The sequence below is a fragment of the Ensifer sp. LC384 genome (genome assembly GCF_001695865.1).
Classification (GTDB): Bacteria; Pseudomonadota; Alphaproteobacteria; order Rhizobiales; family Rhizobiaceae; genus Ensifer.
The window spans coordinates 60,007-74,648 of the sequence record NZ_MBST01000025.1 but is presented as its reverse complement, the minus strand read 5'-3'; the positions used below and the strand labels follow the sequence as shown (position 1 = coordinate 74,648).

Annotated in this window: 13 protein-coding genes; 4 read left to right on the top strand and 9 right to left on the bottom strand. The window is 61.3% G+C overall.

Going from position 1 to position 14,642, the window contains the following annotated elements:
* Nucleotides 1-609 precede the first annotated feature (609 nt).
* A complete protein-coding gene (locus BC363_RS20060) occupies nt 610-1,347 on the top strand; it encodes a response regulator transcription factor (protein ID WP_065783613.1) in 738 nt (245 codons plus the stop codon).
* A 6-nt stretch (nt 1,348-1,353) separates the two neighbouring features.
* On the opposite strand, the gene BC363_RS20055 is transcribed toward BC363_RS20060, so the two are convergent.
* From BC363_RS20055 to BC363_RS20035, 5 genes are all read right to left on the bottom strand, one after another.
* A complete protein-coding gene (locus tag BC363_RS20055; protein WP_053248396.1) occupies nt 1,354-1,623 on the bottom strand; it encodes a transposase in 270 nt (89 codons plus the stop codon).
* A gap of 108 nt (nt 1,624-1,731) precedes the next feature.
* Nucleotides 1,732-3,174 carry an HlyD family type I secretion periplasmic adaptor subunit gene (locus tag BC363_RS20050; protein WP_065783614.1) on the bottom strand — a complete coding sequence of 481 codons (1,443 nt, stop codon included), beginning with the start codon at nt 3,172-3,174 and terminating at the stop codon, nt 1,732-1,734.
* 15 nt (nt 3,175-3,189) lie between these two features.
* On the bottom strand, nt 3,190-4,905 hold the full coding sequence (locus BC363_RS20045) for a type I secretion system permease/ATPase (RefSeq protein WP_065783615.1): 1,716 nt from the start codon (nt 4,903-4,905) through the stop codon (nt 3,190-3,192).
* Between the two features lie 102 nt (nt 4,906-5,007).
* Nucleotides 5,008-5,619 (bottom strand): PE-PGRS family protein, encoded by a 612-nt coding sequence (locus BC363_RS20040; protein ID WP_065783616.1) that lies wholly within the window; start codon nt 5,617-5,619, stop codon nt 5,008-5,010.
* 258 nt (nt 5,620-5,877) lie between these two features.
* The gene (locus BC363_RS20035) at nt 5,878-6,963 is read right to left on the bottom strand and encodes a hypothetical protein (protein ID WP_065783617.1); all 1,086 of its coding nucleotides are present in this window, start codon (nt 6,961-6,963) and stop codon (nt 5,878-5,880) included.
* Nucleotides 6,964-7,340: 377 nt separating this feature from the next.
* Between BC363_RS20035 and BC363_RS20030 the strand changes: the two genes are divergently transcribed.
* Genes BC363_RS20030 through BC363_RS20020 form a run of 3 tightly spaced genes read left to right on the top strand, consistent with a single transcriptional unit; the run spans nt 7,341 to nt 11,028 of the window.
* Nucleotides 7,341-8,804, top strand: coding sequence for a DUF3300 domain-containing protein (locus BC363_RS20030; protein WP_083223510.1), 1,464 nt, complete (start codon nt 7,341-7,343; stop codon nt 8,802-8,804).
* A 25-nt stretch (nt 8,805-8,829) separates the two neighbouring features.
* Complete coding sequence (locus tag BC363_RS20025; RefSeq protein WP_065783674.1) at nt 8,830-9,786, top strand: DUF2950 domain-containing protein; 957 nt, start codon at nt 8,830-8,832, stop codon at nt 9,784-9,786.
* A 6-nt stretch (nt 9,787-9,792) separates the two neighbouring features.
* Nucleotides 9,793-11,028, top strand: a complete 1,236-nt coding sequence (locus tag BC363_RS20020) for a hypothetical protein (protein WP_141690378.1) — start codon at nt 9,793-9,795, stop codon at nt 11,026-11,028.
* Nucleotides 11,029-11,046: 18 nt separating this feature from the next.
* Here the strand turns inward: BC363_RS20020 and BC363_RS20015 are convergent, their stop codons facing one another.
* From BC363_RS20015 to ctaD, 4 genes are read right to left on the bottom strand one after another with little or no spacing between them, the layout of a single operon-like run.
* Nucleotides 11,047-11,391 carry a cytochrome C oxidase subunit IV family protein gene (locus BC363_RS20015; protein ID WP_065783620.1) on the bottom strand — a complete coding sequence of 115 codons (345 nt, stop codon included), beginning with the start codon at nt 11,389-11,391 and terminating at the stop codon, nt 11,047-11,049.
* A gap of 9 nt (nt 11,392-11,400) precedes the next feature.
* Nucleotides 11,401-12,123, bottom strand: a complete 723-nt coding sequence (locus tag BC363_RS20010) for a heme-copper oxidase subunit III family protein (RefSeq protein ID WP_065783621.1) — start codon at nt 12,121-12,123, stop codon at nt 11,401-11,403.
* A gap of 10 nt (nt 12,124-12,133) precedes the next feature.
* A complete protein-coding gene (locus BC363_RS20005; protein WP_065783622.1) occupies nt 12,134-12,838 on the bottom strand; it encodes a cytochrome c oxidase subunit 3 in 705 nt (234 codons plus the stop codon).
* Nucleotides 12,835-14,613 (bottom strand): cytochrome c oxidase subunit I, encoded by a 1,779-nt coding sequence (gene ctaD, locus BC363_RS20000; protein ID WP_065783623.1) that lies wholly within the window; start codon nt 14,611-14,613, stop codon nt 12,835-12,837. The genes BC363_RS20005 and ctaD overlap by 4 nt, the downstream gene beginning before the upstream one ends.
* Nucleotides 14,614-14,642: the final 29 nt, after the last annotated feature.

The window sequence follows — 14,642 nt, the reverse complement described above, 5'->3', positions numbered from 1 at the left end:
TGCGGTGCTGCGCAGCCGAAATGGCTTCGCACCGCAACCCGCCGCTACCGCCGCAAATACCGCAACCAAAAACCGCTGGAGCGAACTCAAAACCGGATAAAACTTGGGGGCAAGGTCACGATTTAAGGAATTACGCAGTAGGCAGGTGCGCGATGATGCGAAGCCCATCCAAGATGCGCCAGGCGAGCCGGACAGGCTCAACTCCGAGGCTCGGGTCGCAAGCGGCTTGCAACCGCCCTCGGCGACCGCAATAGGGGACGTTTCGCCGCTATACTCAGCCGAAAGCTTGCGGCCTCCTGGGCAGGCGACCAGGGGCCGCCCACGAAGTGTCTGCTGGTTGGCACACGAGGAACGCGGCCAAATCCAGTTGCAAAATATCGCCATGCGATCGATACGCGTTGCATCATTGTCTCGATGAACAACGCGAGTTTCACTACTCAAGATATGTTACAACCGACCAATTCGGAAAGTTCAGTCAAAAAAAGCTTTTTTCCTCAATAGCTTCGTGAAATTGGTCCAATCGGATTAATCCCCATTTTCTCATGACATGATGCATGTTCGGGCCTAGTATGCCCCCTTAGAGGTTGCAAACATCCTGGGGGTCGACTCGTGTCCATCAGTTCAGGAACGGTGCGCCGCAAAGGGCGCAATGCACCGACCGGCATCGTCATCGAACCGCACACGCTTGCCCGCACCGCCATCGTCACGCTCCTCGAGCGCGAACTTGCGGGATGGAACTTCATCGATATGATCTCGACAGCGAGCCTCGATCGGGCTCTGGGCATGGACGTGCGCCTGATCACGCTTGATCTGGCGGGGAGGGGGGTGCGAAGCGGTGGTCTGCTGTCCGACCTTGCCGCCGTTGCGGCTCGTTTTCCTGAGGCGCCGGTCGCTTTGTTGTCGGATACAGACGACAGCTCGATAGCGGCGCAGGCGCTCCAGATGGGCATCCGCGGCTTCTTCACCACATCGCTGCCGATTGAGATTGCCCTGGCTGGTTTGCGACTGGTGCTGGCAGGCGGGGTGTTCTGTCCGCATCCGCTGGGTGCGTTTACCGACGGCGCGACGCTGCACGTGGTACCCGAGCATGCGGACCGAAAGGTCAGGCGGCCGCGCGCCGACGAACTGATTCTGGCCGACTTCACGCCACGGGAAGCCGACGTGCTGGCCGAGCTGCAATGCGGCTCTTCCAACAAGGTTATCGCCGGCAAACTTAACCTGTCGGGCCACACGGTGAAAATGCATCTCCAGCATATCATGCGCAAGCTTCAGGTGCAGAACCGCACGGAGGTCGTCGCGCGACTGGGCGGCAGGCCCTCGTCCGGCAATGGAGCGGCGGTAACGTAGCCGTTGTCATTTCGAGGTTTTCTCCAACATCTCGCTCAGTGTCGCGGCCGTCAGCATGGCTTCGGCAAGCAGCTTCTTCAGCTTTTGGTTCTCCTGCTCGAGCGCCCGTATGCGTTTGACGTCGAAACCGACGGTTCGAAGCTGCGAGGATTGCCAGCGATAGAAGGTCGGTTCGCTGATGCCATAACGTTGGCAGACCTCCACCACCGTTGCGCCGGCCTGATGCTCCCTGAGGATGTCCATGATCTCATCGTCATCGAATTTTCGCTTGCCCATCATGGTATCCTTCGGTGGAACCAAGCCAGGGATGCAAGGGGCATCGGGCATCAATGGAGCACGAACCTCCATTCGCATCGCGCACAGAGCAGCCGGCTACAGCATGTTTCAGTCCTCACGAAATGCTCTGTTGAAACTGTCCAGCAGCGGTCTCAGCGCATAGAGGGCAACGCTGTTGCGTCCGGTCTCGATCAGCGTTTGGGCCGGCATGCCGGGCACAAGCTCGACGTCGCTCATCGTCGCCAGCCGCTCGTCGACCACATGGATCGTTGCGGCATAGTAGGACTGGCCGGTTTGCTTATCGACCAGACGGTCCGCCGAGACATATTCCACCTTGCCCTTCAGAAGCGGTACACGGTGCTGGTTGTAAGGCAGCAGGTGGACCTGTGCCTCAAGTCCCGGATGCACCAGATTGATGTCCTCGGGCCGCACCCGGGCCGAGACGATCAGGCGGCCCTTGCGTGGGACGAGGTCGACGAGCGGCTCGCCGGCACCGATGACGCCGCCGTTGGTATGGATCCGCAAATCCATGATCACGCCGTCTTCAGGCGCCTTGATCTCGGTTCTGGCAAGCTGATCATCGATCGCGCGCAACCTTTCGCTCAGTTGCAGGATCTGCGTTTCCGTTTCGCGCATCGTCTGCGCGACTTCGTTTAGCCGGTCGCTTCGAAGTTTGACGAGATAGGCCTGGGCTTCGCTGATCACCTGGTAGGCACGAGAAATCTGGGCGGCGATTTCTCCCAGCCGCCCGCTGATATCGGCCTTTTCGCGCTGCAGGTTGAGGACACGGCTTTTCTTCTCGAGCCCCTTGGCGGTCAACGTCGTGACGCTCTCAAGCTCCTGCCTGGAGATTTCGACCCGTTCGCTCAGCGCTGCCTTCTGGGCGGCAAGGCCGACGACTTCCTGCTGAACCTGCTTCATTCTTTCTTGGGTGATCGCAATCTCGGACAGCATGACCTGGCGACGGGTCTCGAAAATCCGCTGCTGCCCGATGACGATCGCCTTGACCGAGGGGTTGTCGACCATGACAGCCAGCATCTCGGTCGGGTAGGTTATGTTGTCGGCATCATCCTGCTCGGCCAGCAGGCGCGCGCGCCTGGCCTCTGCGTCCCAGAGCTGCCCCTGGAGGCTGTCGCGTTCCGAGCGGAATTTGGTGTCGTCCAGTTCGATCAGGACCTGGCCGGAGGTGACGGCATCGCCGTTCTTCACGCGGATCTGCCGGATGATCCCGCCTTCCAGATGTTGAATGGTCTTGCGGCTGCTTTCCGGCTCGACGACGCCGGAGGCGATTGCCGCACTGCTGAGCGGCGCCAGTGCCGACCACGTGCCAAGGCCGATGACGAAGAAGCCGATCAGGAGATTGCCGGTCCAAGCGACGGAGCGCAGCCTGGACAGCGGCGAGGCGGCTGCGAGCTCGATCGGGTTGATGCCGTCCTGCGGTGAATAGGTCAGCAATTTTCCGATCGGACCTTGCGCCTTTGCCGAGCGGTTGGCCGTATTCGGGGTGGCAATGATCCGCGCGGACGGCGGTTCGATCTGAACAAGGTGCATGGTGCCGTCCCCCTCCTACGTTCCGGTTCGCGCCGGAGGCTGAAGATGGGTTTCGAAGATCTGCTCGCTGTCTCCGAAGGCGTCGACCGTGCCGTTGCGCAGAATGGCGATCTTGTTGGTAACGGGCAGAATTCCCATCCTATGGGTGATGATGACGACAATCATGCCGCGGGATCTCATTCGCGATATGGCGGTGAACAGCTTGCGCTCGCCGTCGTAGTCGAGGCTCGAGTTCGGATCGTCAAGCACCACCAGTGACGGATTGCCGTAGGCGGCACGCGCCAGCCCAAGCTGCTGGCGCTGCGCCCGCAGGAGTAGGCCGCCGCCTTCGCCGATATCGGTGTCGTAGCCCTTGGGCAGGCGCATTATCGTTTCGTGCAGCCCGACGAGCTTGGCTGCCTCGATCGCCTTGCCGGGATCCGCTCCGTCCAGCCGGCCGATGACGTCCTTGACGGCGCCGCCGAAGAGCTCGATGTCCTGCGGCAAGTAACCGACATGACGTGTGCCTGCGCACAGGCGCAGGGCGGAGATGTCGACACCGCCAAGAAGTGCGCAGCCGCTCGTCGCCGGCTCGACGCCGGCGATGATACGACCGAGCGTCGATTTTCCCGATCCCGACGGCCCAATCAGGGCGACGCAATCGCCCGGCGCCAGCCGAAGCGTCACGCCCTGCAATATCTGGCGATCTGCGAAGGGGAGCGTATAGCCGACGCCCTCGAGAACGAGACCGCTGGGTTCGGGGACCGGAACCATGCGTGCGCCACTGTCCGCCGCGACGGCGATCAACATGGCATTGAGCCTGTTGAAGGAGTTGCGCGCAAAGGCGAAGGACCTCCAGGCGCCGATCGCCCCTTCAACAGGCGCAAGCCCGCGCCCGAGCAGCAAGCTTGCGACAAAGATGATGCCGGGGCTGCTGTTCTCCTCGAGCACAAGCAAGGTGGCCGCACCCATCATCAGAATTTGCGTAAGCGTCCTGACGGATTTCGACAAGCCCAGAATGATCTCCGTGCGATGCATTGCGTTGTCTTGCGCCTTTCGCGCCGTCTCGGCGTCGCGGTAGACGATCTGTGCGGCACCATCCTGCATACCCATCGCGCGGATCACCTGGATGTATTTGAGGGCGCTGGAAAAGCGCGTGTAGCTGCGGGCCAAGGTAAGGTTGGCGTGGGCCAGCGGCCGCCGCGTCGCCATCTCTGTCAAGGTGGCAAGCAAAAGCAGGGTGAGCGCACTCAGAAGCCCGATGACGCCGAGCAGAGGATGAACGAGAAAGAGCAATAACAGGAAGACGGGCGCCCAGGGAATGTCGAAAAGCAGGGAACTGGCAGGCGAATCAAGGAACTGGCGCAGGATCGACAGGTCCTTGTAGCACTCGGTCGCGACACCCGCGTCGGTGCGCGCGCCATATTCGAAGGAAGCGGTGAGAACCACCGGCCGCAACCGATGATCAAGCCAACTGCCAATGCGTGAAAGGGCCGCGCGGCGCACGATATCCAGCAGCGACCCGACCACGACCGCGATCGCGATGATCAGCGTCAGCATCACCAGCGTATCAGCGCTGCGGCTCGACAGAACCCGATCGTAGATCTGCAGCAGATAGATGGACGGGGCGAGAAGAAAGAGGTTGTAGCCACAGCTATAGAGGAAGACCAAGCCGAAGGCCCCGGCGCAAGCCCGAAGGGCCATGACCAGATGCGTCGGTTCGCGCTGCAATGGTGTAGATTTCGCTGTCATTATCAGATCTCGGTGCAATCGATTCTGACAAGGCAAGGGTATCGGCCAAGGCACGGGAAGATGAGGATCACCGGCCGAAGCCGGCGATCCTCATGGCTGACTTCACGTCCCGATATCGCTCAGGTCGATGGTGCCGAATTCGTTACTGAAGTTGGCGAGCGCATTCGAAACCGTCGCGGTTTCGGTGTTCGTTGATGTGCTCGTGTTGGTTTCGGTCCACGGATTCGTGTGCACCAGGGCCGACGATATGTTGCCGCCTTGAGCAAAGTTGCCGTTGCCGCCGCCGCCGCCGACGCCGGCGAGAATGGTGGCGCTCTGATCAGCAACCAATTGCGTGTTCTGCGTTGCGGTGGTGTCGGCTGCCACGGCCGCTACATTGCCACCACTCGAGTTGCTCTGGTCGCCACTCGATGTGGGATTGCCGCCGGCGCCGCCCGCACCGCTATTGGTGAGGGTCGCAAAGACGGCGATCGGTACCTGAACAAGACCGCCGCCGTCAGCGCTGCCGGTTCCCCAGCCAGCGTTTTGCCAGACATCGTCGCCATTGTAGAGGTTGGTATAGGCGCCTTCGACGGTCTGCGTGTTGGCGACATAGGCCACTGGGTTGTAGTAGATATCACCATAGTTGAAGCCGTCGCCGCCGTTGCCGGCACTCGCGTCGCCAGCATCGGAATTGCTGAGATTGATCGTGTCAGATGCTTGCGGAATAGGCATAGCGTTGCTCCTCTATGTAGCTTACCCCGTGTTCTCGAGCGGTTTCGGTAGGATGCGACGTTGTCGCAGACGGGGTACCCGCAGACAGATGGTGCGCGTGATCGCCTGCGCGAACCAGCCGGACATTCGGGGACGTTCTTTTGGGTGGGGTATGTATAGGTGCCGATCCGGCCACAAAGGCTTGGCGCGCACAGGTTGGCAATCGCCACCACGCCATATATGCGCCAGGAGAAGCCACCAAGGGCACAGCCGGGGATGTCAGCCGTCCACGAAAGTCAGGATATCGTCGACGAGGGCCGAGTGCGCGTCGGACAGGTTGCCTTCGCCGCCAAGCCCGCCGATGCCACCGACCTGCAATGCGTGCTGGTCGTATAGGACGGTGTTGAGCTGTTGCGCATCCGCCGTGCCGCCGGCCGGAACGGCAATGTTGATCGGGTGGAAATAGCCGATACTGACATCGACCATGCTCCCGTTCGAATAGCCCGATCCGCCGCCGCCGGCCATCTGGCCGCCGGTGAAGATCGTGTCCGACGACAGGTTGAAACCGCCGCCGGCGCCGCCGATACCGGCGATCTGCATGCCGCCTTGATCGAAGATGGCGTTGTTGGTCTGGTGGGCTTGGGCGTCCCCGCCGGCAGCGCCAATTGCGATGTTGATCGGCGAAAAGACCGCGACGTTCACGTCGATCATGCTGCCGATGAAGGTGCCATCGCCGCCGTGTCCGGCGAAATTGTCGCCGGTGAAGGTGATGGATGTTCCGTGGCTGGCAGATGAGCCGCCGCCACCGCCGCTAATGTTGTTGTCGCCACCCGAACCGCCGATGCCGCCGATCTGGGTCGCACCCTGCAGCATCGCTGCGTTGTTGGTCTGGGTGGCCGTGGCTGTCGATTCCGGTCCTGCTGCAACGGCGGTGTTCACCGGGGCAAACACGCCCACGTCCGTGCTGACGAGGCCGCCGATGAAGGTGCCGCTGCCGCCGCCGCCGGCATTGCCGCCACCGCTGCCGGCCATGTTGCCGTTGCCGCCATCTCCGCCCATGCCGGCCATTTCGGTTGCATGTTGGTTGATCAGGGCGTTATTGCCCTGCTGGGCATCTGCCGCCGAGTGAGGGCCGGTGATGGCTGCGTTGGAGGGCATGAATACAGCCAGGGTATTGCTGCTGAGCGTGCCGATGCTCGTACCGTCGCCGCCGCTTCCGGCCGAATTACCATCCGGGTCGGGGACAAGCTCAAGGGGGAGCCAGGTGGGGACCAGCGCCAGATGTCCGCCGGCAGCTGTCGCGACCGTGTTCTGATTGGTGTTCGTGTTCGGCGCTTCTTCCGACAAGGGACGAGTTTCCGTCATCGCCGTCTCTCCAATCCACCTTTCAGCACAGGCCCTGCGACATCGCGCAGAACATGGGCCCGAATTGAACGGCTATTCTGTAGCCAGTTGCGGGAAAAGAAGAGCCTGCAATTCGTCTATATCCATTTGGGCAGGACCTAGCCGTTTGGCGGTAGCATCGCAGGCCTGGAGAGGTCGTTTGCCACAACCCAGAGAAGGTGCCTTCGCAGGGACATCATTTGTGCATTGAAAAAGAAAGACCTTATGCAGTAGTATCCGCGCACACTTGAGGCGGCCAAGGCGCTGCCGACATATCAGACCAGCAGATAGACAGACAGAGAGCGACGCACCAGCAGACAAGACAGGTGATGCGAGAATGCGTCCGAACGGGAGGGGAAATGGCAGTTCTAAGTGTCATCCGTTTGCATCGATCGATCTGCTTTCTGGCCACGGCCTGCTTGCTGATCCCGGAGCCCTACACCTACAATTTTCGGGCGTTTGCGCAGGAACAAGCCGCCACCGATCCCTCGGCGGCTCAGCAGGATGACGCGGATAAGCCTGCGCCGCTCAGCGAGGACGAACTCGAAGTCCTTGTCGCCCGTATCGCGCTCTACCCCGACGAGTTGGTCGCGCTCATCGCCTCCGCCTCGCTCTTTCCCCTGCAGATCGTCGAAGCGGAGCGCTATCTTGAAAACCTCAAGAAGAACAAGGACCTGAAGCCCAAGGACAGCTGGGACGGCAGCGTCATCTCGTTGCTGAACTATCCCGAGCTCGTCAAGATGATGAGCGAGGACCTGGACTGGACGCAGACCCTGTCTGATGCCATGGCCTACCAGCAAAAGGACGTGCTGGTCGCCATTCAGCAGCTTCGCGACAAGGCGGTTGCTTCGGGCGTGCTGAAGACCGACGACAAGATGAAGGTCGTTCAGGAGAACGACAACGTCATCATCCAGGCGGCCAATCCGGAAAAGATCTACGTACCCCAATACGAGCCGGAGATGCTCTACGTGCCGGACTATGCGCCGGAGCCGCTGTCGTATTATCCGGAGCCATATCCGAGCTACTATTATCCGGCGGCGACGTTCTTTGCGGGTGCGGTGACCGGAGCGGTGTTCGGTGCGATTGTCGACTGGGATGACTGGGGCGTGTGGGGCGGGCGGTTCGATGGAGACATCGACGTCGACTGCAACCGTTGCTTCAACGACATCGATATCAACGGCAAGGTCAAGTTCAACGACATCGACTGGAAGAACGTCGACCGGAGCAAGATCAACATCGACAAGAGCCAGTTCGCCAAGCTCGACCGAACGAACATGAAGAACAGGCTCGAAGCCAGCGGTCACAACAATATTCGCGACAAGGCCAAGATCACCCGAAGCAATGCGAGCGCAAGCCTGCGGCAGAAGGTCGACACGGGTTCCTTCAAGGATCTGAAGGATGTTCGGGCCAACAAGATCGATGGTGCGAAGAACCGAGCGGCGACCGCAAGGCCGAACGCAGGGGCGGCCAACAGGCAGGCTGGTGCCGCCGCGGCGGCAAAGCGCGCCAGCAGTGTCTCAAAACCCGGCGCCGGTTCCGGCGGCAAGATCAATCGGCCGGCGAGCAAGCCGCGTCCGGCAGGTAAAGTCGACAATCGTCCGCGCAAACCGTCAGGTCTCGGGGAAGTGCGTTCCGGCAAGGCGACGCAGATCCAGTCGCGGCGCGGCGGCCAGGCCCTCGGTGGCGGCGCCCGCAGCGGGCGCCCGCCGCATCGCTCCATCAGCCACGGCGGCGGTGGCGGTCGGTCTATGGCCCGGCACGGCGGTGGCGGCGGGGCCCGTCATGGTGGCGGCGGACGCGGTGGTGGCGGACGTCGTCGTTGAGCGCGCGAAACGGGAGGGAATGGTCATGACCAAGCATCATCGTCAGAGCATGATTTTCCGTTCGGGTGTCGGGCTGTTGCTGCTCGGCCTGTCGGCCTACGCTGGAGTGTCGTTGGCGGCTGAGAGCGAGCCGGCTGAACTTGCAGACTATATCTCGCCGACCGATCCGCCCACCTTCGACGATCCGGACAAGGCGCTGACTGCTTTCAAGGAGGCAGTGAATTCGGGCGACATGGGCAAGCTAGCCGCGTTGCTGGGCCTTGATGCTGAAAAGCTCAAAACGAGCGAAGGGGTGATGAACACCTATGAGCAGATCAAGGCGGGCGCCGCCAAGAAGGTGACCCTGACGGACGCGGGCGACAACAAGATCATCGAGATCGGCGACCAGCTCTGGCCTTTGCCCTTCCCGATTGCCAAGGGAGAAGACGGCAAGTGGGCCTTTGACACCTATGCCGGGATCGAAGAGATCATCAATCGCCGTGTCGGTGAGAATGAGCTTGAGGCGATCAACACGGTGCGAGCCTATGTGGACGCACAGGAGGAATACACCCAGGAAGATCACGACGGCGATGGCGTGTTCGAATATGCCCAGAAACTGATTTCGAGTGAAGGACAGACGGATGGTCTCTATTGGCCCGCAGAGCAGGGGGATGGCGACAGTCCCGCAGGAGATCTTTCACAAGCCCAGTTGGATAAAGCCAAGGCGAACGAAGGTTACTACGGCTATCGCTTCAAGATCCTGACGCGCCAGGGGGGAAACATCGCCGGCGGCGCCTACGACTACGTGATCAACGGCAACATGATCGCAGGTTTCGGGCTTGTTGCCTGGCCGGTTCGATATGGCGAGACGGGCATCCATACCTTCGTCGTCAACCGGAACGGCACCGTCTATCAGGCGGATCTCGGCGCGGGAACGGATACGATGGCGCGCGATATCAAGCAGTTCAATCCCAATGACAACTGGACCATTACCGAGGATTGAGCGCTATTGAGTATTGAAGACAAGATTCGCAAGAGTGCCGGCCAGGTGACGGAAACGTCGCCGCGCCACGACCTTTTGCCAGGCGAGTATCTTGCCGCTCACGGCGGGCCGTTCTTCGAATTGCAGCGACGGCTTGGGCTGCTTCACGAACATTCGCTGAAAACCGGAAGACGGGCATTGCTTTTCGTTGCGCTTGCCTGGTTCGTGCCGCTCCTGCTCGGCCTGCCGCGCAGTTTCCTCGCCGCAGACACGCCGGGCTCTTACCTCGGGGATCTCGGTATTTGGGGCCGTTTCGTGCTCGGTATCGGTGCCTTCGTACTTGCCGAGCAGCAGGTGGAGCGCGGATTGCGCATCAAGCTCGGGCAGTTCCTGAAAGCCCCACTGATCGCGCCTGGTTCCGTCGCTTCTTTTGGCGATGCCGTGACGAAGGCGCTCAAACGGCGCGATTCACGGATTGCGGAGGCCGTTTGCCTTGTCCTGGCCATTGCCGCCGCAGTGTTGGCCTTTGCCCATACCCACACGGCGACCGTGTCTTCCTGGGCGGTCGAGGTTTCGCCTGATGGCAACCGTCTTACGGCGACCGCCTGGTGGATGGTCTTCGTCAGCCAGCCGCTGTTTGTTTTCCTGCTGTTGCGCGGGTTGTGGCGTCACTTGGTGTGGGCGCAGCTTTTGCGCCGGATCGCACGGCTGGAACTCCGGCTGGTCGCAACTCATCCGGACGGAAATGGCGGGCTCGGCTTTCTTGCAGGCTATCCCAACGCCTATGTTCTTTTCATCTTCGGCGTCAGCGCGGCGATCGGCGCGGCAATCGCCAAACATCTGCTGCAGGAAAGCCTGACGACTACAACTTTCAGCATGATCGCAACCGGTTGGCTGGTGATCGTGATTGCTCTCTTTGCCTATCCGCTCTCGGCCTTCTCGAAGCCGCTTGCGGAATTGAAGGAACGCAGCCTGTTGATGCTGGGCACGCAGGCCACCCGCTATCAACGTTTGAACGAGCGCAAGATCATCGGGACGAACGTGGCGGCGGCAAGTGCCGACGAGGTGCAGCAGCAGGCCGACGACATCGCCGACCCGACAAAACAGTATGAGACGACGCGCAAGCTGTCGGCGATGCTGCTGAGCCGGACTGCGATCGTCCCGGTCGCGGCGGCGGCACTCCTGCCGATCGCCGCTGCCGGGGCTACCATTCTTCCCTACAAGGAAGTGTTCTCGGTTCTCAAGAAACTGCTGTTGCTCTGACCGGTTCTTGGCCGCCGCTTACGGCGCGGCACCGAAGAAGGCGAGGCGGCTGAAGAGCACATAGTGCGATTCCGATACCATCAGTGCGACGAAAACCAGCACCAGAAGCGGTGGCAGCAGGATTGCGTAGATCAACGCCAGGCGCTCCCAGGCCATATGCATGAAAACGGCAACGATGAGTCCTGCCTTCAGCATCATGAAAAGCAGGATCAACGACCACCTGAGATAGCCCTGCAGGCCGACATAGTCGACCAGATAGGAACAGGCGCTGAGCACGAAGAGCAGGCCCCAGACGAGCAGGTAAAGACTGATCGGGTGCTGCTGGTGCTCTGTCACCGCGGTATGTGCCGGTGTATCAGTCATGGCCGTTCCTCACCAGAGATAGAAGAATGCGAAGATGAAGACCCAGACGAGGTCGACGAAGTGCCAGTAGAGCCCAGTGATTTCAACGATCTCGTATTGCCCCTTGCGGCTGGTGAAAAAGCCGCGCTTGCCCGTTTCGAAGTCGCCGCGCCAGACCTTGCGCGCGATGATCAGCAGGAAGATAACGCCGATCGTCACGTGCGTGCCGTGGAAACCGGTGATCATGAAGAAGGTGGAGCCGAATTGGGCCGCACCCCATGGGTTGCCCCAGGGGCGCACGCCCTCGGAGATCAGCTTCGTCCATTCGAACGCCTGCATGCCGACGAAAGTGGCGCCGAAGAGCGCGGTCAGAAGCATGAGCGCAGCCGTCTTGCGCCGGTCGCGGCGATAGCCGTAGTTGACCGCCATGGCCATGGTGCCGCTCGATGAAATCAGCACGAAGGTCATGATGGCGATCAGGATCAGGGGGACGTCCGAGCCGCCGATATGCAGCGCAAAGACCTCGCTCGGGTTCGGCCAGGGCACGGCGGTCGATATGCGCGCCGACATATAGGCGACGAGGAAGCAGCCGAAGATGAAGGTGTCGCTGAGCAGAAAGATCCACATCATGGCCTTTCCCCAGGAGACATTCTTGAAGGTGCGCTGATCCGATGCCCAATCGGCGGCAAAGCCGACCAGACCCGAGGGCCGGGGCAAGGGCTCTGTGACTGGTGCGTGTGTCGGCGCGGACATGGGACGGCTCCTAGCTCAAGATTTGCCGGCAGAGGTCGATGAAGTCGTTCGCCCAGCCGGAGAACAGTGCAAACAGCACGAGCCAGACAGCGAGCATGAAATGCCAGTAGGTGGCGCAAAGCGTGATCGACAGGGTTGCTCTTTCGTCGATCGGTCGCGCGCGTGTCGCAAGGATGGTGCGGGTAAGTGCGACCAGGCCGCCGACGATGTGCAGGCCGTGCATGCCGGTGATCATGTAGAAGAAGCTGTTGGCCGGATTGTCCGTGAGCAGATAGCCGGCGTCGGTGAGTTCGCGCCAGGCGAGGACCTGGCCGACGAGGAAGGCGAGGCCTGCGGCGAGCGCGGCGATGAGCGCCGAGCGGCTTTTCTCGTCACGATGGTGTTCGGCAGAGGCCTTGGCGGCATGGAGCAGCAGGCTTCCGGTTGCAAGTACCGCGGTGTTCACCCACAGGAGCTTCGGCATCGGTGTCGACCACCAGTCGGTCGATGCCATGCGCATGAAGTAGGCGCTGATGAACAGGGTGAACAGCGCGCTAACGACGGCGAGGAAGACGCCGAGCCCAAGTTTGGCCGGCTCGATCGGGTGCCGGCCCTGCGGGCGCGGATCGTGATGATGGCCGACCTCAAGCCAGGGTTTCGACATCATTCGTTGCTGCGACAGCCACCAGCCGGCGATCGCGGCGACGACGGCAAGGAAGATGAGCGTGATGCTCATGTCGCCGCCTCCCGCGTCAGGTTGCCGGGGCCGGGCTGGTTCTGCGGGATGAAATCTTCCGGCGCGCCCGGCACGCTGTAGTCATAGGCCCAGCGATAGACCACCGGCAGGTCCTTGCCCCAGTTGCCGTGGCGTGGCGGCGTTTCCGGCGTCTGCCATTCGAGCGTGGTTGCCCGCCAGGGGTTGCCGCCGGCATCACGGCCATGGCGGATGCTCCAGACGAGATTGAAGAGGAAGACGATCTGTGCTGCGCCGACGATGAGGGCGGCGATGGTGATGAACTCGTTGAGCGTGTGGGCGGAGGCCGGGACGAAAGCGGTTTCGCCCATTTCGTAGTAGCGCCGGGGCACACCGATCAGGCCGAGATAGTGCATCGGGAAGAAGATGAGGTAAGCGCCGACGAAAGTGACCCAGAAGTGAAGCTGGCCCAGCGCCTCGTTGAGCATCCGGCCGGTGACCTTCGGATACCAATGATAGATGGCACCGAAGATGACGAGGATGGGTGCTACACCCATGACCATATGGAAATGGGCAACCACGAACATCGTATCGGAAAGCGGCACGTCGACGACGACATTGCCGAGGAAGAGGCCGGTCAGGCCACCATTGACGAAGGTGACGATGAAGCCGAGCGCAAACAGCATCGGCAAAGTGAGGTGGATATCGCCGCGCCACAGCGTCAGCACCCAGTTGTAGACCTTGAGCGCCGTCGGCACGGCGATGATCAGCGTCGTGGTGGCGAAGAAGAAGCCGAAATAGGGGTTCATGCCACTGACATACATGTGGTGCGCCCAGACGACGAAGGAGAGCGCACCGATGATGACGATTGCCCAGACCATCATGCGGTAGCCGAAGATGTTCTTGCGGGCATGGGTGCTGATGAGATCGGAGACGATACCGAAGGCGGGTAGCGCGACGATGTAGACTTCGGGGTGGCCGAAGAACCAGAAGAGATGCTGGAACAGGATCGGGCTGCCGCCGCCGTGCTGCAGCTGTTCGCCCATCTCGACGATCGCCGGCATGAAGAAGCTGGTGCCGAGCACCCGATCGAACATCATCATGACGCAGGCGACGAAGAGGGCGGGGAAGGCGAGCAGCGCCATCACGGTCGCAGTGAAGATGCCCCAGATGGTCAGCGGCATGCGCATCAGAGTCATGCCGCGCGCGCGGCCCTGGAGAACGGTGACGACATAGTTGAGCCCGCCCATGGTGAAACCGATGATGAAGAGGATGAGCGAGGAGAGCATCAGGAGAATGCCCCAGTCCTTGCCGCCGGGGGTGCCTGAGAGCACCGCTTGCGGCGGATAGAGCGTCCAGCCCGCGCCGGTCGGCCCGCCGGGTGCGAAGAAACTGGCGGCGAGCACGAGCACGGCAAGCAGATAGATCCAGTAGCTCAGCATATTGGCGTAGGGAAACACCATGTCGCGTGCGCCGAGCATCAGCGGGATGAGGTAGTTGCCGAAGCCGCCGAGAAACAGTGCGGTCAGCAAATAGATCACCATGATCATGCCGTGCATGGTGATGAACTGGTAATAGCGCTCCGCATCGATGAAGGCGAAGGCTCCGGGATAGCCGAGTTGCAGGCGCATCAGCCAAGAGAGAACCAGCGCGACCATGCCGATGGCGATGGCGGTCGAGGCATATTGTACGGCGATGATCTTGGCGTCCTGGCTGAAGACGTATCGCGTCCACCAGCTGTGGGGATGGTAGAGTTCAACATCCTCCACCTCGGCGTGTTCAAGCGCCCCATCTGTGCCTGACCGGATATCGACCATCTAAACTCTCCCAACAATGGCCGTCGGGG